15 protein-coding genes, 1 pseudogene, 1 riboswitch and 1 other annotated feature (1 of these 18 only partly in view) are annotated in these 19383 nt (G+C 45.1%); of the genes and pseudogenes, 5 read left to right on the forward strand and 11 right to left on the reverse strand.

The features are described from left to right. Positions 1-82: a binding site (T-box leader), on the reverse strand (it extends 144 nt beyond the left edge of the window). Positions 83-415: 333 nt separating this feature from the next. The 3 genes from COP04_RS00320 (at position 416) to COP04_RS00330 (ending at position 3289) form a co-directional block, all read left to right on the forward strand. Continuing rightward, on the forward strand, positions 416-1231 hold the full coding sequence (locus COP04_RS00320; RefSeq protein ID WP_100489465.1) for an undecaprenyl-diphosphate phosphatase: 816 nt from the start codon (positions 416-418) through the stop codon (positions 1229-1231). A gap of 356 nt (positions 1232-1587) precedes the next feature. After that, complete coding sequence (locus COP04_RS00325; RefSeq protein ID WP_100486101.1) at positions 1588-2403, forward strand: undecaprenyl-diphosphate phosphatase; 816 nt, start codon at positions 1588-1590, stop codon at positions 2401-2403. A gap of 295 nt (positions 2404-2698) precedes the next feature. Continuing rightward, positions 2699-3289, forward strand: a complete 591-nt coding sequence (locus COP04_RS00330; protein ID WP_193437438.1) for an LOG family protein — start codon at positions 2699-2701, stop codon at positions 3287-3289. A gap of 77 nt (positions 3290-3366) precedes the next feature. Here the strand turns inward: COP04_RS00330 and COP04_RS00335 are convergent, their stop codons facing one another. From COP04_RS00335 to COP04_RS00345, 3 genes are all read right to left on the reverse strand, one after another. Further along, the gene (locus COP04_RS00335) at positions 3367-5292 is read right to left on the reverse strand and encodes an SH3 domain-containing protein (RefSeq protein WP_100486105.1); all 1926 of its coding nucleotides are present in this window, start codon (positions 5290-5292) and stop codon (positions 3367-3369) included. A 346-nt stretch (positions 5293-5638) separates the two neighbouring features. After that, positions 5639-5725: riboswitch (cyclic di-GMP riboswitch) on the reverse strand. Between the two features lie 179 nt (positions 5726-5904). Beyond that, positions 5905-6735 (reverse strand): C39 family peptidase, encoded by an 831-nt coding sequence (locus COP04_RS00340; protein ID WP_100486107.1) that lies wholly within the window; start codon positions 6733-6735, stop codon positions 5905-5907. A gap of 364 nt (positions 6736-7099) precedes the next feature. Continuing rightward, complete coding sequence (locus tag COP04_RS00345; protein WP_100486109.1) at positions 7100-8041, reverse strand: ketopantoate reductase family protein; 942 nt, start codon at positions 8039-8041, stop codon at positions 7100-7102. A gap of 295 nt (positions 8042-8336) precedes the next feature. Between COP04_RS00345 and rnhA the strand changes: the two genes are divergently transcribed. Continuing rightward, positions 8337-8795, forward strand: a complete 459-nt coding sequence (rnhA, locus tag COP04_RS00350) for a ribonuclease HI (protein WP_100486111.1) — start codon at positions 8337-8339, stop codon at positions 8793-8795. 47 nt (positions 8796-8842) lie between these two features. Here rnhA and nrdG read toward each other — a convergent pair whose 3' ends face one another. From nrdG to COP04_RS00370, 4 genes and pseudogenes are all read right to left on the reverse strand, one after another. Continuing rightward, the gene (gene nrdG, locus COP04_RS00355; protein ID WP_100486113.1) at positions 8843-9346 is read right to left on the reverse strand and encodes an anaerobic ribonucleoside-triphosphate reductase activating protein; all 504 of its coding nucleotides are present in this window, start codon (positions 9344-9346) and stop codon (positions 8843-8845) included. A 67-nt stretch (positions 9347-9413) separates the two neighbouring features. Beyond that, positions 9414-11258, reverse strand: a pseudogene (gene nrdD / locus COP04_RS00360) (anaerobic ribonucleoside-triphosphate reductase); the annotation flags it as partial. 808 nt (positions 11259-12066) lie between these two features. Further along, entirely contained in the window at positions 12067-12915 is an 849-nt protein-coding gene (locus COP04_RS00365) for a Cof-type HAD-IIB family hydrolase (protein WP_100486117.1), read from the reverse strand. A gap of 143 nt (positions 12916-13058) precedes the next feature. Then, entirely contained in the window at positions 13059-14345 is a 1287-nt protein-coding gene (locus COP04_RS00370) for an aspartate aminotransferase family protein (RefSeq protein WP_100489466.1), read from the reverse strand. A gap of 182 nt (positions 14346-14527) precedes the next feature. Here COP04_RS00370 and COP04_RS00375 point away from each other — a divergent pair, with 182 nt between their 5' ends. Next, on the forward strand, positions 14528-15451 hold the full coding sequence (locus COP04_RS00375) for a LysR family transcriptional regulator (protein ID WP_162297061.1): 924 nt from the start codon (positions 14528-14530) through the stop codon (positions 15449-15451). Here COP04_RS00375 and COP04_RS00380 read toward each other — a convergent pair. From COP04_RS00380 to COP04_RS00395, 4 genes are all read right to left on the reverse strand, one after another. Further along, the gene (locus COP04_RS00380; RefSeq protein ID WP_100486120.1) at positions 15446-16171 is read right to left on the reverse strand and encodes an amino acid ABC transporter ATP-binding protein; all 726 of its coding nucleotides are present in this window, start codon (positions 16169-16171) and stop codon (positions 15446-15448) included. The genes COP04_RS00375 and COP04_RS00380 overlap by 6 nt on opposite strands. Continuing rightward, the gene (locus COP04_RS00385; protein ID WP_100486122.1) at positions 16158-16838 is read right to left on the reverse strand and encodes an amino acid ABC transporter permease; all 681 of its coding nucleotides are present in this window, start codon (positions 16836-16838) and stop codon (positions 16158-16160) included. The genes COP04_RS00380 and COP04_RS00385 overlap by 14 nt, the downstream gene beginning before the upstream one ends. A 35-nt stretch (positions 16839-16873) precedes the next feature. Next, entirely contained in the window at positions 16874-17644 is a 771-nt protein-coding gene (locus tag COP04_RS00390; RefSeq protein WP_100486124.1) for a transporter substrate-binding domain-containing protein, read from the reverse strand. 76 nt (positions 17645-17720) lie between these two features. Continuing rightward, the gene (locus tag COP04_RS00395) at positions 17721-19382 is read right to left on the reverse strand and encodes a M20/M25/M40 family metallo-hydrolase (RefSeq protein ID WP_100486126.1); all 1662 of its coding nucleotides are present in this window, start codon (positions 19380-19382) and stop codon (positions 17721-17723) included. Position 19383 lies beyond the last annotated feature (1 nt).

Here is a 19383-nt window from a genome sequence, read left to right on the forward strand (position 1 = left end):
CAATGATCGGCTGTACCGGCTCCCATCATCCCGGCTCGCTTCAGCAGCTTTCCATTGTTACTCTCTTCCTCATCGGCTTAATCCCCAAATTGGAGAAATTTGTTGTCATTTCTGACTTGGTGCTATCTATTATACAGTGGCTGGGCAGGAAGTCAACCCCGGAATATACATTTTTTATACTTTTCCCGCAAACAGTTTTCACTTCTGAATATTTGTCTAAGATCTTTGCCAGCCTACTCTTAGCTTTTCTCATCAAAATCTAATAATTTTTGTACAATTTATTTAATTCATATCGTTTATAATGAGTCTTTGGATAAGCATTTGTTAAGTTGAATTACACTTGCAAGTCTGCCGCTAAGAAACATGCGTTCACAAAAAAAAATGACACTAAATTCAGAAGGGAACACATTTGATTATGACCATTTTACAGACTTTGATTTTTGCGATTATTCAAGGGATCTCCGAGTTATTTCCTATAAGCAGTGTTGCTCACGGAGTTCTTGTCCCTTACGTTTTTCACTGGAATCTGAGTGCCGCTTTTTTGCAGACTCACTTTTTACCTTACGTGGTTATGCTCCATCTCGGAACGGCCATTGCATTGTTCATATTTTTCTGGAGAGAATGGTTTGAAATGATCCGATCAATCTTTACAGGCAGCAAAAAGATTTTATTATTGGTGATCGTTGCAACCATACCTGCCGCAGTGATTGGTGCTGTCCTTCAAAAACCGCTGACCAGTATTTTTAGTAACGTGACCAGTGCTTCGATCTTCTTAATCGTGAATGGATTTTTTCTATTTTTTGGCGAGAAGCTTCGTTTCAGGGGCGATAAGAACATTGAAGACTTGAAGTATAGACAGGCTTTTGTCATCGGGTTGTTTCAGTCACTTGCCCTTGTCCCGGGATTTTCCCGATCTGGATCAAGTATGACTGCCGGTTTTTGGATGGGATTGAAACATGAATCAGCGGCACGTTTCTCTATGCTCATGGCAACACCCGTTATCGCAGGTGCAGGCATACTGGAAGTTCCAAAATTATTAAAAAGCGGATCCCATGGTTTGTTCCAGATATCTCTTATAGGTGGTCTTGCGGCCGGTATATTTGCGTTTATCAGCGTATGGATTCTGATGAAATGGTTTAAAAGAAAGGAAATTCAAGCCATGCGCCCGTTCGCCTATTATTGCTGGGCGGTCGGCGCGCTGGTGTTGATTAGCCAATTTGTTTTTGCATAAAACCAAAACAGACGGAAGAAGAGGTAAGATCTTGCAGCAGATCACTATCTTCGGCATCTTCTAAGTCTCAATCTGAACATGAAACAGGAAGCATCTCGCACGGTTTTAGCGATGCTTCCTGTTTTTTCTAAATTAAAGTGCAGCATAAAAAATTCTTTACCCGGCAATGAAATTATTCAGAAAATCCGTGCTATTTCGATATTTAAAAGCGATTTTAATCTTAGTTTTCTGTGTAACAGTCAGATGTAACTACTATTGTATTTTCAAAAATTTTCTAAAGATATTATGCTATAATGAATGGGCTTGTATCAAAGCTTTTTTGCTATGAAAATTACCTTCAAGGTTGGTGAACCCATTTGTTCCTTTTTATCGCTATTATTTTGGGCGCAGTTGAAGGTCTGACCGAATTTGCGCCTGTATCATCCACAGGGCACCTCATTTTAGTGGGAAATCTGCTTCACTTTACCGGTAACACAGCAAGTGCGTTTGAAGTGATCATTCAGCTTGGATCGATCATGGCTGTAGTCGTGCTCTATTGGAAAAGGTTGTGGAGCTTGTTCGGGTTTTACCGCAACGTGCCGAAAAGCGGACCCAGTCATTTGAATTTATTGCACATCATTGTAGCCGGTATACCGGCAGGTATTCTTGGCATTCTCTTGAAGGATTTTATTACATCTAAACTCTTTTCGCCAGTGAGCGTTCTGGTGGCGCTTGTCATCGGGGGCATTGTAATGATATTTGCTGAATGGGTAGCCGGGCGCAGGCCAGGTAAGGGGACAACACAGGTAAGTTATCTTCAGGCTTTTGTCATCGGCTTGTTTCAGGTGCTCTCCCTATGGTCCGGTTTTTCACGTTCCGGATCAACGATGTCCGGTGGCCTTATCGCAGGTGTCGAACGAAAAACAGCGGCAGAGTTTTCTTTCATCCTTGCCGTTCCAATGATGTTTGGCGCCAGCGGTGTTGAAGTAGTAAAAGATCTCAGCATTATTAGGGCTAATTTACCCTTCTTTATTATCGGCTTCATTGTAGCCTTCATCGTAGCTTTGTTCGCCATTGTTTTCTTTATGAGACTACTGAGACGTTATACACTTGTACCATTTGCCGTATATCGTTTTATTCTTGCAGCCGTATTCGCTCTAGCTATGTTCCTGCTTCCGGGACTGTTCAGTTAAAGAAAACTTGGCAAACGGTCTAGTTGTGACGGCCATGGACGGCCCAATGCTGAACATACCACAGGATGCAGCGTTCTGTTCCACCATTATAATCAATAATATTTTTATATTTTCCTGCCTTCTTACAGTAATAGAAAAGGTTTCGTGTAATATCCCACCAGGGTGGTTTTGCTGATCTGAGCAAGCTTATCCGTCCCGGCGGGATTTTTATTTTTTATAGCCTGCAATCATTCTCTTTTGTGCGATACAATGATAGAAGAGCTTCAGGTTTTGCAAAGGGAGGATGAAAAAGTTGATCAAATCAATTTGCATTTATGCAGGATCCAACTTGGGAAACAATCCTGAATATGCGAAAAAAGCTCGGCTACTAGGGGAAGCGATTGCGTCCAGAGGCTGGCGCCTGGTATATGGCGGCTCATCAATCGGCCTGATGGGGGAAATCGCTGAAAAAGTCCTCTCGCTTGGCGGTGAAGTAGTCGGTATCATGCCAAAAGGAATGGTTTTGGGCGAGATGGCTCATCCCCACCTGACCCGGCTGATTGAAGTCGACGGGATGCACGCACGGAAGGAAAAAATGAATGAGCTTTCTGACGGATTTATTGCTCTTCCCGGTGGAATCGGCACATTCGATGAATTGTTTGAGATTCTGTGCTGGGCACAGGTCGGGATTCATCATAAACCGATTGGCCTGTTTAACTCCGCCGGCTACTTTGACCCGCTTCTCGGGCTTATCCAGCACTCCATTGATCATGAATTCACTAACCAGTCCAACCTTGATTTGCTGTGCGTCTCAGATTCCCCTGAGACGTTACTTGACAAGATGACGGTATACACGCCTCCGGATCTCGGCAATAAATGGCGGCAGCTGGGAAAACAAGTACAGTGACAAGATGATAAATATATTAAAAGAGGCTGCTTCGCAAGTTGTGTTTGAGATTTGCGAAGCAGCCTTTTAATACATTGTCAGTTGTATTGCGGCACGTCATAAAGAATGTTCTTGAGCTTGATCTGTGCATACAGATACTGGATGTCTCCCGTCTGGTTTACGGCCCATCCCGGATCTGTAGCATACTGATGTGCTGCACTTCCTGAAATCAAAGCATCCGGATTCCAGCGCATTTTGTACAGAGTGTCTTGCTGGTAAGTTGTGTTATAAACATAGTTTTCAGCAATCCATTTTGCTCCGCCCCAAATTGCTTCAGACGGAGTGAACCACCCATCTTCAAGGGCAAGCGCCGCTCCACCGTTCGTCGGATCCAGATCAAAGGCGCCGATGCCAAACATGTTATAAACGGTCTTTCCTTTATATGAGACACCGTTTGCAAGTGTAGATGACCCATTGCCCGTTTCAAGAAGCGCGTGGGAAACCAGATAAATTTCATTCACACCATAAGTCTTGGCGGCGTTGACAAAATCCGTTCCATGATTTTGCAGTATTCCGTCTCCTTTTAACATTGCATTCACTTGTGAAGCTGTAACACCTGAAAGCGAAGATAGCTTCAAAAACTGAAAATAATCGGGCGTGCCTTGCTGGAAATTGTTCGGATTCATATAATAAGCTAAGTCCGACGATGAGTTTACTTTCTGTTCAAGAGCAAGTGCCTGTCCAAAAGAAATCGGATATTGTGTTGTTTGATAGACAGCATTCCCTGTCTGAGTTGTCGTAATTTTTTCCTGCTTAACATAACTTCCGTACACATAACCGTCCTGTCCGTTATAGCTGATCTTGACCCAACCATCCGGGGCATCCGCGAGTTTGGTGATTTTACTCTGGCTATTGATCACTCCCATGCTTTTGTAGTTCGTTCCCGGGCCTGTTCTGAAATTGACATTTACTGAGACAATCGTTATAGAATCTGTGCTAGTCACCGGAGACGTCCCTGAGCTTGAACTAGTGATCCCAGATTTTTGTACATAATCTCCAGAAACATATGCCGTACCGTTATTGTACTTAATCTTTAACCAGCTGCCGCTTGTCCCGACAACGTCTACACTGCTTCCCTTCTTCAGGGTGGTCAGGATTTTACTCGTTGTTGATGCCCCGGACCGCACATTTAAATCATCCGTTGTGTTTCCTGTATACAAGACGGTAACAGATGTGCCGGTGGACGACGTACTGCTTCCCGACTTTGCCACATATGCCCCGGATACATAAGCGATGCTGTTCTGATAATTAATTTCCAGCCAGCTGCCACTTGTCCCGACAACGTCTACACTGCTTCCCTTCTTCAGGGTGGCCAGAATCTTGTTTGATGTCGATGCTCCGGACCGCACATTTAAATTGTCTGTCGTTTTAGCAGTATATAAGGTTTTGGGAGGCGCTACCTTTTCCTGTTGAATGTCTGATCCACTGGTATTAACGTACGCTGAAGAAACGTACGCTGAACCGCTCTTATAACTGATCTGCAGCCAGCCGTCAGAAGTTTTTCCGGTTACGGTCACTGTCGACCCCTTCTTCAGAGTAGTTAGAACAGTCCCCTTCACATTGGGCAAGAAGCGTACATTCAGATTGTCTGTCGTCACCCCTGTGTACGCTGAAACCTTCTGCACGGACTGCGCAGGCGCAGCTTTCGTTTTTGCGACTACCATAGTTACATAATAACCATCTACATAAGCCGTTTTATTATTATATTCGATTTTCAGCCAGTTACCCTTGTCACTCTTCCCCTCTATTCCAGTGACTTGAAAAGTAGCACCCTGCTTAAAATAGCCGATTCTGGGCCGATCGGTGCCAGGTGTACTCCGGACATTCAAAGTTGTCGTCGCCTGCCCAGTGTAAGGCTGAAAAGATGCCGCTAAAGCGTTGGAAGGCACTGCAGATGCCACCGCCGCTATCGCTGCAGCTGCTGCAAAGGTTCCTATGGCCGCCAGACCGTGATTTGGATTCAAAGCACCGCACCCCCACGCAATAAAATCAAAATGATGAAAAAATTTTCTAAACGAAGGTAAACTGAAGAACTGTACTCAGTTCAGAGCTTTCCGAGAAAATATTCATCTCTTGACAAATAAAGGGGTAAGCAAAGAATAGCCGTTCCGATTGATACACCTGAGGTATTGAACATGCATTACGCTAGAGGAGAAAATCAAAGAGATTAATGAAAATTTATGATTATTATAATATGTCCTTATGTCCATGCCATAAGTAACATAATAGTGGCGAATCTTGAATAGATCCATAAATAACCATAAAAATCTCCGTTCATTTACGCCTGATGTTCAACAATAAACAGTCAAGTACGGTGGTCCAGCCATCATTAGCACTAATGCTTTTAGACCTGAGACTTTGCGTCGCTGCTTTTCAACAGCTTTGCCCTTTAGATATCAGAGATTTACGTATTCTATAATGTTAAATATAGCGCACACGGAAAAATTTTACAAGACATTTCAGTGATTCATGACCGCGACTTATGTACGCCGGCTGTTTTTTCAAAGTTCCTCTATGCTGAGAAAGCACCTATGCAAAAAATACCATTGCCAAATAATTTCGAAACATAGAGAATTTTATTTCGCAGGTCCATAGGTTATCGCCTGACTGCCGAACTGTTCCCACGCAGCAATGAAGTCAGATTTGTCCACCTGGCTGCCCCCCTCACTGGAAAGGGGGTTATTAATGGTGACAAATTTTTCTCCGTATCCTGTGACTAAAACCGAATGTTCCATGTATGAGATGCGGATGTTCCCCTCCCTTGTATGCCAGTTTACCCATTGAGAAGCGGGAACCGGCATGAAATTAATGCTCGTGATGACCCAGACAGGTCTGCCCTGAGCAATCTGCTCCTCAACTTTTGACCAGGGGCATCCAGTCAGATCTTCAACGCGGTTGCCCAGATATTTACTGGCAAGTCCGGCCACCGGCCCATGGTAAACCGCCAGACCAGGATCATCACTTGGTCCATGGTACATATTGCCGACAAACCCGTCATTGGGATTCCCCATATAACCTCCCGAAGAAAACGGTACCTTAGGTATCTGGTTGGCCAGGATCATCTTATTTGCGGGGATTCCCGCCGAACGAAGCAGCATCGTCAGGCTTGCAATCTCGCAGCCATTAGGCAGTTCTGGCTCCTGACTGACAAAAGGTTCCGAGAGATGTGCTTCATCAGGTAAAGACTTCGCCTGCTTTTTCACTAACGGTTTTTTTCTTGGTATCTGCTGTTTTTGCTTTTGCTTAGGCCTTTCGGATGAAACAGCCACCCGCTTCAAATTCCCTGTCCGTGTATTTTCCGCTTTCGCTACCGCATCATATTCTTTCACTAACAAATGGGTCAAAAGTAATGAGCTGCAGAGTAGAATCAGAAACATCAAGACGGCACTTTTCAATTTCGAATTCACCTGGAAGTCTCTCCTTCTCTGCACGCAACCATAGTCAGTTGCTTATTTAAAAAAATTGCATTTCAACAAATATGGTTTATAGAGGGCGTTCAAAAAGCCACCGAATGATCAGCAGCGAATCTCAACGCCCGTCTCAGTTAAAAGGATCTTCTGCTAAAGGCGTGCGCGTCCTGCATACAACGCAGAAGTCAGCACGTCCTGTGCTCGTTCACGTAACGCCAATCTACGCTCCGGTCCTCGAAACTTCGCCGCCTCGACCTTCCGATGGTCATGGATGGACCTAGTGCAGGTTGCAACACGATGTTGCGTTTTTAGCCTGCAACCGTCTCCTTCGTCACCTTTTTGAACAGGCTCTTACAAAATATTATTCTGTGAATCTCCGTTTTTTCTCTTGTTTTCTTTCCACAAATCTGAGCAAATGATAGATTGTCTCAATCGTTTTTACCGGAATCCTGTATTCACCAGCTGTTTTAATGACAAATCCAAGAATAGCTTCCAATTCCATCTTTCTTCCGTTTTCCAAGTCCTGAAGCATAGACGTCTTGTGGTTCTGGACCTCCGGATTCGGAAGCAGCACATTGTCCACAGACTCAGAACCGATTTTAACCCCCGCCGCATCGGCTGTGCTCAGGAATTCAGCTTTCACCTGCGAAAGAAGAAAAGCCAGGTCGGCATCGTCCAGCACTTCTCCGACCCGTGTCCGTGTCAGTGCGGTGAGCGGATTATAAATAATATTCCAGAGCAGTTTTTCCCATTTCACCTGACGAATATTGGTTGATATTTCCGTTTTTATTCCGGAATCTCGGAATACTTCAGCGAGGTTGTCCAGCGATTTACTGTCCCTTCCTTTTTTCCATTCACCAATCGCAAGCGTCCCTTCACCTACATGATTCACGATTCCCGGCTCTTCCCGGATAATCGATATGAACGCAGAGCCTCCGACAACATGATCATCGCCGAAAACTGCGGCCAGTTTTTCCTCATTGCCGATGCCGTTGAGCAGGCAGACAATTTCTGTTCTCGGCCCTGACAGCATCTGCAGTTCAGGGATCACATTGTCCAGAGCAGTGGATTTCACGGAAAGCAGAATAAAATCATAATTATCTTCTTTCTGAAGGTGTTCCGCATCAACAACTTTTACCGGCAGTGAAAAATCTCCACGGATGCTTTTGACGATCAAGTCATGCTTTTGGAGGCGTTCCAGTGTCCGCCCTTTTCCTACGAATGTGACATCCATATTTTTTCTTGCTAGAAGCCCACCGAAAAAACATCCGATCGCTCCGGCACCAACTACAGCAATTCTCAAAATCTTACACGCTCCTCTTTCTGGCACGGATCTCGTCTCAATCCATCCCTATGGTTTATTAACTGCTTTTTTCCTTAATTTTTTCTTAACTTTTATTCTAACTTTTTTTAATCACATTTTCTCTAAGGCTGCTTGGTCTGTCATTTTCACTGGTTTGTGCGTTCATTGTTTGAAATCTTCTTCCAACCCCCGGCTGCTGATCATCAGTGAAACTCAACGCCTTGTTCCCAAATATGTACCTCCCGGCTTATAATAATAGTTATTCACGACTTTCAGCGAAAATGGGTGATCCGGTTTGGATAACATCATCATTTACTGCGACGGCGGATGCCGCGGCAATCAGGAAGATCATAATGTCGGCGGCTGGGGCGCCGTGCTGCAGTTTCGCGGACGCACCAAAGAACTGCACGGCAGCGCAAAAAACACAACGAATAACATTATGGAACTGACAGCAACGATCCGGGCTCTTGAGACATTGAAAACAGATCAGATTCCCATCGCTTTTTATATTGACAGTGCTTATGTTGTCAATGGGATGAACAGCTGGGTGCCCGGTTGGGTCAAGAAAGGCTGGAAAACTGCGAGCGGCCAGCCTGTCAAGAACAAGGAGCTGTGGATGCGCCTCAGTACACTGGCGGGCGGTCAGAAATCAATCACTTTTAATAAAGTTAAGGGGCACCATGGTGTCGCGCTCAATGAGCGGGCGGATGCACTGGCAAATCAGGGTATGGACGAAATTGCAAATAAAAAATGACACAAAAGCCTGGCCGGAATTTAATTCCCGACCAGGCTTTTGATATCTTATTGGAACCTCAAAACGGCGTGATTCTTTTGTAATGATTCCTGGACGTTCAGGACGCGCTGATTGGACGAGCCGCGGAATTTGAGCTTCAGATTCCGTTTGCCAATCTCAAATGGTCCGTCAACCAGCACATCAATCTGGTTCAGCATTTCTCTTCGCTCCGGATCATGAATCAAGTCTTCAAAGTGAAATCCTGTCCAGCACCAGATATCCTTGCCTTGGCACTCCGACTTAACCCGCTTAACTAGACGTGTCAGCGTGTCCGGATGGTCAAAAGGTTCTCCGCCCAACAATGACAGTCCCTGCACAAGCACACCCGGCTGATTCAGATCAGCAATAACTTTATTTTCAACGTCCTCGGTATACGGCTTTCCAAATTTCGGATTCCAGGCAACCGCATTCCAGCACCCTTTGCAGTGAAAATGGCAACCACTCACAAAGAGGGAATGGCGAATTCCCGTTCCGTTCAGAAAGTCAAAACGTTTATAATCTGCGTAATTCATTGCTCTCGGGCGCGATCGCGGATACTATTCCGCCCTTCGCGCCTGCCCCCTCTCGTCTGTCTCGTCATCAGCACTGCTGTTTTTCACGGCTGTTGATTTCTTTCAGGCGGCCCTTGATTGGCTTGCGCTGAATGACCGAGCCGAGATAGCCGCACAGCCGGCGGATACACGATGTCGTTTCCGGATTGTGATTGCCGCAGCTTGGGCATTTGAACCCCTCAGCTGTCGACTCAAATTCACCCTCATAGCCGCATTCATAACATTTGTCGATGGGCGTATTCGTGCCAAAATAGCCGATCCGATCATACGTATAATTCCATACAGCTTCAAGGCCTTCAGGATTATTGATCAATGACGGGAATTCACAATAATGAATAAAACCTCCTGCAGTATAAGGCTCATAATCTTTTTCAAAATCTATTTTTTCAAATGGATTAATTTTCTTCCGGACGTCATAGTGAAAGCTATTCGTATAATAATCTTTGTCAGTAATATCTTTGATATTGCCAAAATGCTGTTTGTCCAGCTGGCAAAAGCGGTCTGTCAGGCTTTCTGAAGGTGTCGCATAAACACTGAATGCATACCCTGTTTTCGTGCGCCACTGCTGCGAAACTTCCTTAAATCGTTTGACAATATCCAAGGTAAACGACTTGGCCTCCGGATTGTGCTCCCATTCCGGCCCATAAAAAACAGTTGCTGCTTCGTACAGCCCGATATACCCCATGGAAACAGTGGCCCGGCCATTTTTGAAAATATCACTCACGCTATCCGTTCCGTGCAGCCGTTTGCCGGTCGCTCCATATTGGTAGAGAATCGGCGCATTATTCGCGCTGACTTTATCCAGCGTGTGGATACGGAATTCGAGCGCGCGGCAGACAAGATCCAGCCGTTCTTCAAACAGGTCCCAGAACGCAGCCTTATCCCCATTGGACTCGAGGGCAATTCTCGGAATGTTCAGGGTCACAACGCCCATATTGTTCCGGCCGTCTGTAATGTATTCACCATTCTCCTGATAGGAAGGAAGGAAGGAACGGCAGCCCATCGGCGCTTTGAAATCGCCGGTGACTTCTACAATTCGGTCGTAATTCAGAATATCCGGATACATCCGCTTGGTCGAGCATTCCAAAGCCATCTTTTTGATGTCATAGTTCGGGTCACCGGCATTAAGATTCAAACCGCGCTTGACGGTGAATACGAGCTTTGGGAAAACAGCTGTTTTGTGATCACGGCCAAGGCCAAGAATCCGCACCTTCAGGATTGATTTCTGGATCTCGCGCGCAAACCATGAACGTCCGAGACCGAAATTTAATGTGAAGAAAGGTGTCTGTCCATTGGAGCTGAACAGTGTATTGATTTCATATTCCAGCGACTGCATCGAATCATAGATTTCTTTTTCCGTCATCGCGTATGCGTATTTTTTCTGTCCTTCCGGATCGGAAATCCATGCTTTTGCCGTTTTCAAATACTTATTAAAGCTGATTTTCGCATAGGGCTCCAGCACTTCATCCGCACGGTTGAACGAAGTCCCGCCATAGATATTGGATGAAACGTTGGCCACAATCTGCGCAACCAAAGCCGTCGCGGTTTTGATTGATCTCGGCTGCTCCACATCGGCGTTCCCGATTGAAAAACCTTTTTCCAGCATTCCTTTGAAATCAATCAACATACAGTTGTACATGCTGAAGAACGGAGAATAGTCCAGATCATGGAAATGAATAATACCCGCATTATGTGCGTCAGCAAATTCTTTCGGAAGAATATGGCGCAATGCGTAATCCCTGGCGGCAACCCCGGCAAGCAAATCACGCTGTGTATTAAAAACTTTTTCATCCTTATTGGCATTTTCATTCGCCACATATTCATCCATATTTATTAAATCACGTATTTTGTCATCTAATGTTTTAGTTTTCTGTACAGGCTCCTTGATCAACTCTACCATCTCCCGATCAACTTTATAAAAGTATTATAGAACAATATATAGTGTTATCAAGAGTATATATATTACAAGATGTTGATCTGTTGAGGAGTATAAAACATTTTTTGGGATAACAGAGCGGAAAAGAAGAGGTTTTTCGATTTGTGACAAATTTGTAAACAGCGGGTAAAGTGTTCCACCGTCAGGAAAGCGGCAAGCCGTATTGTTGAGAGCCATATACCAAATATATATCGGCTGGAACTTCAAAATTTCAAGTGCAGTTCAAATTGTCGCGCAATAATTACAGACCACGTATTTAGGTTAAAATAAGGTTGGTTATCCAACATAGGTTCATATCCCAATTAGAGTAAGAAATATCTAATTGAACGCGCTGTGTCTTATCAATGAAAGTTCTCCATCTTCTGTAGAGATGGCGTAATGATTTCCCAGAATTTTGGTGATATCTTTCATTTTTTCAAATCCTGTTCTTCCATTGATGGTTACGACCGTTTGATTTGTTTTACCGAAAACATAGGTGACGGCCCCTCAAAACAATTACTGTGGACTCGTTATCCTTCCCCGTCCATCCAGGTCCATGCGACAGCATGTTAGCATCACGAGTACAAAAAAACATATAGATCGACTGAGAGGAAAACTTGGATGCCGAACATCTCTCGTTCCGGCATATCAATTGATCCGGAATGTGATCTGGAGAATGTGGTCTGGAATGGCAACCTTTTCTCGCAATGATAGTATCGGCAATGTGCATCATTTCAGTGGGCGAAATGCCCTCCCTCAAACTGCCTCAACCAAATGTCTTTTTCAGAAAATGGTAAAGCCCGTTCCCAGTGTATGAAAAATCAGTCACTTCGTCGGCCTGTTTCTGTACATGATCGGGCGCATTTTTCATGGCAACAGCATGACCGGCAATTTGGAACATCGGCAGATCATTTTCCCCGTCGCCGAAAACGATGGCTTTTTCAGGAGACAAATGGAAGTAGTCCAGTAAAATTCGAATGCCGCTGGCTTTAGAAATATTTTTTTGATTGACCTCAACATTACTGTGAGAAGAAGAGTAGCAATCAAAAGGTATCGCTTCGCTGAGTTTTGTCAGGTCAGCTTTCCATTTCTTCATTCTTTCCACACTCTCACTGAAAAAATAGATTTTGCTTATTTCCGAGAGTTCCTTCTCACTCAGCCCATCTTTCCAAATCAGTTCCCCGGAAACAGCCTGTCTGCGCGACAGCCACTCATTTTCCGACACAGATTCCGGCCGATCCTTGTTGATCTGCTCTAAAAAATAAGTTTTGTCACGTGTTAAAGCAATGCTGCCGTTGTCCTTATCCAATTGATAATAGATTTTCTCGGATTCCGCACGGTACAATAATTTCTGGACGAGTTGTTTTGGCAATGCACCCTGAAAAATTTGTTTTGTTCCGGCATAAACCGACATGCCGTTTGCCGTCACAATACCCTCGATCGGAAAGTCATCCGGCAAGACCTTAAGCGCCCTGTCGAGCGACCTGCCCGTTACCGCAAAGATGTGTACACCGCGACTGCGCAGCGCTTTCAGGTAATCATTCAATTCATTCGTCACCGTATTGGCCAGCGTAAGCACCGTTCCATCCAGATCTGTCATAATCGTCTGATACATTTTTTGTCCCACCTTCATCAATATTGTCCCACGTCCCTGCTTTATTTTAGCACACTATGACAGCGCTTTAAAAATATAGATTAAATAAAAAGAGCACAGGATTTTTTAATCGCCCCGCACCCTCATGGAAAACACGCTGATTATTAGTGCACAGTCTGCAGCGATTCCTCAAGGCTTTCAGTAATGATCTTCATTGCCTCATCTATCTGTTCCTCAGTAATAATCAGCGGCGGAATAAAGCGGATGACATTATGATCCACACCGCAGGAAAGCAGGATCAGTCCCTTTTCCACTGCCCTTTCCCGGATCGATGCGACCAGCGCAGCGTCCGGTTTTCCGTCACGGTCAACAAATTCTGCACCGATCATCAGGCCGAGCCCTCTGATCTCTAAAATTTCATCGTGCTTTTCTTTTAATGCCTGAAGCTTCTTCTTAAAATAGCTTCCAACTTCAGCAGCATGATCCGCCAGGCCGCCTTCCAGCAGTTCAAAAACTGCCACACCGGCAGCGCAGGCCACCGGATTGCCGCCAAATGTGCCTCCGTGCGTCCCGGCCGGCCATTGATCCATCAGATTGCGTCTGGCCACAATAGCGCTCAAAGGGAATCCATTGGCAATTGCCTTGGCAAGTGACATAATGTCAGGTTTGACGCCAAAATTTTCATAAGCAAAAATCTTTCCGGTCCGTCCGAATCCGGTCTGCACTTCGTCAAATGCCAGCAAGATGCCGTGTTCATCACAAATTTTTCTCAAAGCCTGTAAAAATGATTGGGGCGGTACGATATAGCCGCCCTCCCCCTGAACAGGTTCAAGAATCATGCAAGCCACTTGCTCCGGCTCAATCAGATCATGGAAAATCTCATTCAGCTGGTTCAGGCAACGAGCCACTTCCTCTTCATCCGTCAGTCCGGTACGGGTTGCATAAGGACATTCAGCGTAGTAGACGCTTGGGAGCAGCCCTTCATAGTTCCGTCTGTATTTTGCGTTCGAGGCCGTTAGTGTAGCGGTCGCAAGTGTCCGGCCATGAAAACTGCGTTTGAAAGTGATGATCCCCGGGCGATGAGTCACCTGTTTCGCCAGCTTAATGGCTGCCTCATTAGCTTCGGCTCCGCTATTTGAAAAATAGATTTTGTAATCATGTCCGACATGGCCCAGTATTTTTTCAGCCAGGTCAATATATGACTGGTAATAGACAACATTGTGTCCGCCGTGAATCAGTTTATCCATCTGTTCTTTAGCTTTTTTAACAACCGCAGGATTATTGTGTCCGCAGTTGACCACGGCAACACCGCTGGCGAAGTCAAGAAATTTCTTGCCCGTTTCATCCCAGACATAGGCACCTTCTCCCTTAACAATGCCCAGATGTGTCGCACGACTGGCAACGGGAGGAAAAAGATCAAGCGATTTTTCATACATACTTTTTTCAGGCATAATTTTCATAACCTTTCTTTGAATAAAATGGCGGTCTTCCGCTACAAGGACCGGCGGCAAGAGATTTCCGTACGAAAGATCAAGTTATTATTATATAATTAAGCTAAATGTTTTTTCTTCAGTGTCTTGTGTGCGAGAAAAATCAAATTCTAACGAAAATAGACAGCAAGGAGGTTATCTTTGTGGAACTCCGGAACCTGCGAACGTTTCAGATAGCAGCTAAATATCTAAATTTTACAAAAACAGCAAAAATCCTCAACTTCTCGCAGCCGACGGTAACCTCACAAATCCGCGCGCTGGAGGAAGAGATAAACAACCCTTTATTTTTTCGTATCGGCAAACAGACATTTCTGACTCCGCATGGAGAAGTCATGAAGCAGTATGCCGACAAAATCTTTGCCACGCTTGACGACATGAATCAGGCTCTGTTAAAAAAAAGCCGGATGACCAGCCGCAGATTGGTCATTGCTGCTTCGGAAACTTTCTGCACGCACTATTTTCCGTCGATTATCCGCAAATTTCTGGTAGAATGCCCGGCAATCAGCATCAAGCTGGTTTCATGCCACAGCAACGAAGTCATCGCCGGAATAGACAGCAATGCTTTCGACATTGGGATCATCTCGGGGTCGTACAGAAAACTCGGGATTACGAACATCGTTATTTCTGAACATGAAGACCTTATCCTGATCGTCTCAAAAGCGCTTCATGATCACTATTCACTTCGGGACATTCTGATCAAATATCCGTTTATTAAATATGAAATCGATGGCCCTTTTGAACAGCAGATGCAGCATTATATTCAGGAAGCTGGCATTAAGTCTACCAGAATCATTGAATCCAGCAGTCTTGAAGCTGTGAAAAGCGCTGTGATGAGCGGCATTGGAATCGGCCTGATCAGCCGTAATCTGGTCAAAAAAGAATTGATCTCAAAGGAACTGCATGAAATCAGTTTGAATAAACAGCCTGTCAAAATAAAAACTTCGCTGATCATCGCCACGAACAAGCTAAGCGACAACAGTACGATGAGCCTGATACGGATTATCGAAAGGGATTGGAACACGATTCATGGAACCGGAGACCAAGCGGATTCCGCTGAAAAATCATAATATTTTTTCAAGAAAGTCCTTGGCACGCTCCGTTTTCGGCGCATCGAAAAATTTATCAGGGGAGCCGCTTTCCAGAATCCGGCCGTCATCCATGAAAACGACTTTATCGGCAACCCTTCTGGCAAACCCCATCTCATGCGTCACAATGATCATCGTCATACCCGAAACAGCCAGCGACTGAATCACGTCAAGTACTTCTTTAACCATTTCCGGATCAAGCGCGGACGTCGGTTCATCAAAAAGCATATAATCCGGCTCCATTGCAAGTGCCCTGGCTATTGCGACACGCTGCTTCTGACCGCCTGATAATTTGCTCGGATACTGATCGGCTTTTTCAAGCAGTCCAACTTCACTCAGAAGACTCTTTGCTTTTTCTTCGGCCGCTTCTCTGGAAAGACCTCTAACCGTCATTGGCGCATAAATGAGATTTTCCAAAACCTTCTTGTGTGGAAACAGATAAAAATGTTGAAAAACCATCCCTACTTTCTCCCGGACTTTCACGACTTGCTTTGGACGCATGGCTGTTATTTCTTCGTCATCAATAATAACCTTTCCCTGATCCGGTCTGCCGAGTAAATTAATACATCTCAGAAAAGTTGATTTGCCCGAACCGGACGGGCCAATAACCGCGACCACTTCACCTTTATTAACTTCCAGAGAGACGTCCTTCAGAACGTTTAAATCACCAAAATTTTTATAAAGATGCTCAGCTCTGATCACTTCGGTTCAGTCTCCTTTCCAGCCATCCTCCCAAGAAGGTCAGGATCATGACCACAATGTAGTAAAGTATAAACGCTACAAACATCGGAGGAAAATAGAGAAAATAGTTTGCAGAGACAATCTGCGACCGCCGCATAAGATCCGTGACGGAAATTGTCGAAACAATCGCTGAGTCTTTGGTCAGCGTAATAAATTCATTCATCATCGCAGGCAGAATATTCTTGATCGCCTGCGGCAGAATAATATCTTTCATCATCGGCCAGTATCTCACGCCAAGTGCGCTTGCCGCCTCAAACTGCCCCTTGTCGACGGCATTGATTCCGGATCGAATAATCTCCGACATGTAAGCGCCTGAATTGAGTCCGAAAGTCAGAACAGCACAGAGGAAAGCATTAACATTGCTGAGTCCAAGAAGCTGCGGAATCGCGAAGTACGCCAGCGCAAGCTGCATGATCAGCGGTGTCCCCCGAAAAAGTGACGTATATCCCCTTGCGAACCCGTTCAACACTTTTATATGGCCGATTTTGCATAAGGAGAGCAGAGTACCAAGAACAAAACCGATAATCGCAGCAACAAGCGCGATGCCCAGTGTCACCCAAATTCCGTTGATAATGTACGGAATGGAAGGCGCAATCGTTTTGAATCCGTTAAGTAAGCTTGTAAGCATTGCGCAACCTCCTTCTTGCCTGCTGTTGATTCAAATCATTGATTTTTAATCCACTTGTTCACCAATTGCGCTTCTTTTCCATTTGTTTTCATTTTCTGCAGCACTTTATCAAACTGTGCCTTAAGCTTGCTGTTCTTCGGGAAAGCAACGCTGATTGGATCAGCCTGTGTTTTTCCATTAAGTACAATCTTGAGCTGCTCCAGGCTTTTATCCTTGTTCGTGTACCCGTATGCAACCGTATCAACCGTAATAATCGCGTCTAATCGCTTCGCCTGTAAAGCAGCGACCATTTCATTGACCTTGTCCCAAGTTTGAACATGCATCGGAATCGTTTTATTCAGTTTTTGTGCCAATGCTGCCTGAGTCGAACCTAGCTGAACGCCGACATTCTTTCCTTTCAGGTCGGCAACAGATTTGATATTCGAATCCTTTCTTGTCAGCACAACCTGATAGGATTCATAGTAAGTTTTTGAAAAATCGACCTGTTTCTCTCTGGCAGGCGTATCAACCATTCCTGCCATGACAAAATCAACCTGCTTACTGTTCAGCGCAGCAATGAGCCCGCTGAAATCCTGATTCTTAATTTGCAAATTGTAACCCAGCTGATTAGCAATATATTTAGCCATGTCAAGATCAAATCCAACAATCTGATTGCCGTGCGCCGTATCAACCGATTCAAATGGCGGATAATCTGCACTTGTCCCCATTACAATTGTTTTTTTACTGCTACTTCCTGAGCTGCTGCTACAAGCGGTCAAGATAACAAGAAGGAAAGCAATCATCACTAATCCGGTTTTTTTCAACATCTGTCAGTCGCCTCTTTAATTTTTTTATTTATTTTATCCCTTAATAGGAGAAAAAATATAAATTGAAAATCATGCTTTACAGGTTGCTGGTAAGGACACCCTCCGTCATCTCGCGGATCAGTCCGGGAAGCACTCCATAAGAATAAGGTTTATAGATACGCTCCATCCACGTATGCGCGCGTTTGCCATATACGCCCATATCAAGCACCGGAATGTTCAGCCCCCTTATGTTTTTAAGCGGAATACTGTACGTGCGGCCCCATCCGGGAAAATTACTGACGATTTCTGCAGTCTCGTCCGCCGATTCACTCATCGCCAGATAGCTGCTGTCTGCGAGATATGGGAAAAATCTTTTCTTGGCGAAGGTCTCTCCGGTCGCTTTTTCTGCTTTTTTCAGAATTTGGTCGACCAGCTCGTCACAGCGCTTTTCCCCCGCAATCTCTTTGCGCAGATAATTGTGCGGGCAATATGGCGGAGCGAAGAATACGATCACTTTCGGCCGTTTGTCTCCGATTTCCGATTCAAGCGCCTCAATGATTTTATAACTGATCTGCCGAAAATCTTCGTTTGGATTGACGCGAACCACCTTTCTGGCTACTTCTTCGACATCGACACCTTTGGCCTTAGCTTTCTCCGCAAATTCACTGTAAGTCACGACTTCCGTCGACCAGTCGGGAAAATTGCCCTTCAGACCGCAGTTTTCAGAGAAGATAGCATATTGCTTTTCTAGAAAACTCTCCAAGCCGGAGCAGGCCTGTTCTGCAGTCTTTTTCAACTGGCCGAGTGCTTCTCCGGGAGATCGCTCATACAGAAAGTAATTAAAATAGAGATAAGTCGAACCGGCCGTCTGGACATTGTAAAAAGCTTTGCGGTCGCGTAGATACAGGCAGGACGGCGGCAGTACAACCTCGCCCGGAATATGCTCCGCGCAATCCATCTGGTTATTGAGTGCCTCGTTGATCCTGCTTGCGATCAGGGTAGGATCGATGCCAACCAGCGTTTCGCCTACATGGGTTTCACGGCCTCTGATGTAAAAGCAGCCAAGCAATTTGCCGGCAGAGCCCGTATAAACGTATCGGTGCGAATCCCCCTTATAAAGCGGACTGACAAAATCCGCATTGATTGCCAGCTGATAGTTCAAGTGCTTTTCCTGTTTCAGCCGAATCAACTCATCTGTTGCTTCCATGATGCCTTCATGATCATTCTCTTCCACAGGATTAAACATGACGAGCAGGTTGCCTTTAAGCAAACCGGGATGCTGTGAATAATAGAGCAGGTTGCTGAGGTGGACGGCATCCCCGCTTTTCATATCGAGTGCACCGCGGCCGAACAGCCAGTCTCCCGTCGCCGCATCCTTCTGGACATCGCTGTCTTTATCATAATTTTTAAAATACTCCTGCAGGAAATCAGGATCCAGTGCATGAGCTTCGATTGCACCGAAATCATCGATGCCAACGGTGTCCATGTGTCCGTGATAAATGACTGTCCGGTCCGTTGGTTCTTCGCTTTCAAGCCACGCGAATACATTTTTTCTTCCCAACGAATCTTCTTTCAATGGCTGCGTCCAGACCCGTTCCGGATGTTTTTCAAAATATGGAAACGAACGGATAATCGACTCCAGTTTCCCGGCGATGTCCACTTCTCCAGATGTTCCGTTGACACTCTTTACACCGACCAGTGCCCGAGCAATTTGTTCTATCTGTCCATCCTGCGGCAGGTCATTAATCTCCTGATACATA

It is taken from the genome of Sporolactobacillus pectinivorans, from assembly GCF_002802965.1.
GTDB lineage: Bacteria > Bacillota > Bacilli > Bacillales > Sporolactobacillaceae > Sporolactobacillus > Sporolactobacillus pectinivorans.

Bases quoted from the DNA above. Each gene is read 5' to 3' on its own strand.
- COP04_RS00320 (WP_100489465.1), top strand. From the start codon at position 416: ATGACCATTTTACAGACTTTGATTTTTGCGATTATTCAAGGGATCTCC.
- nrdG (WP_100486113.1), bottom strand. From the start codon at position 9,346: ATGAATTACGCAGATTATAAACGTTTTGACTTTCTGAACGGAACGGGA.
- COP04_RS00365 (WP_100486117.1), bottom strand. From the start codon at position 12,915: ATGTATCAGACGATTATGACAGATCTGGATGGAACGGTGCTTACGCTG.
- COP04_RS00370 (WP_100489466.1), bottom strand. From the start codon at position 14,345: ATGCCTGAAAAAAGTATGTATGAAAAATCGCTTGATCTTTTTCCTCCC.
- COP04_RS00385 (WP_100486122.1), bottom strand. From the start codon at position 16,838: ATGCTTACAAGCTTACTTAACGGATTCAAAACGATTGCGCCTTCCATT.
- COP04_RS00390 (WP_100486124.1), bottom strand. From the start codon at position 17,644: ATGTTGAAAAAAACCGGATTAGTGATGATTGCTTTCCTTCTTGTTATC.
- COP04_RS00395 (WP_100486126.1), bottom strand. From the start codon at position 19,382: ATGTATCAGGAGATTAATGACCTGCCGCAGGATGGACAGATAGAACAA.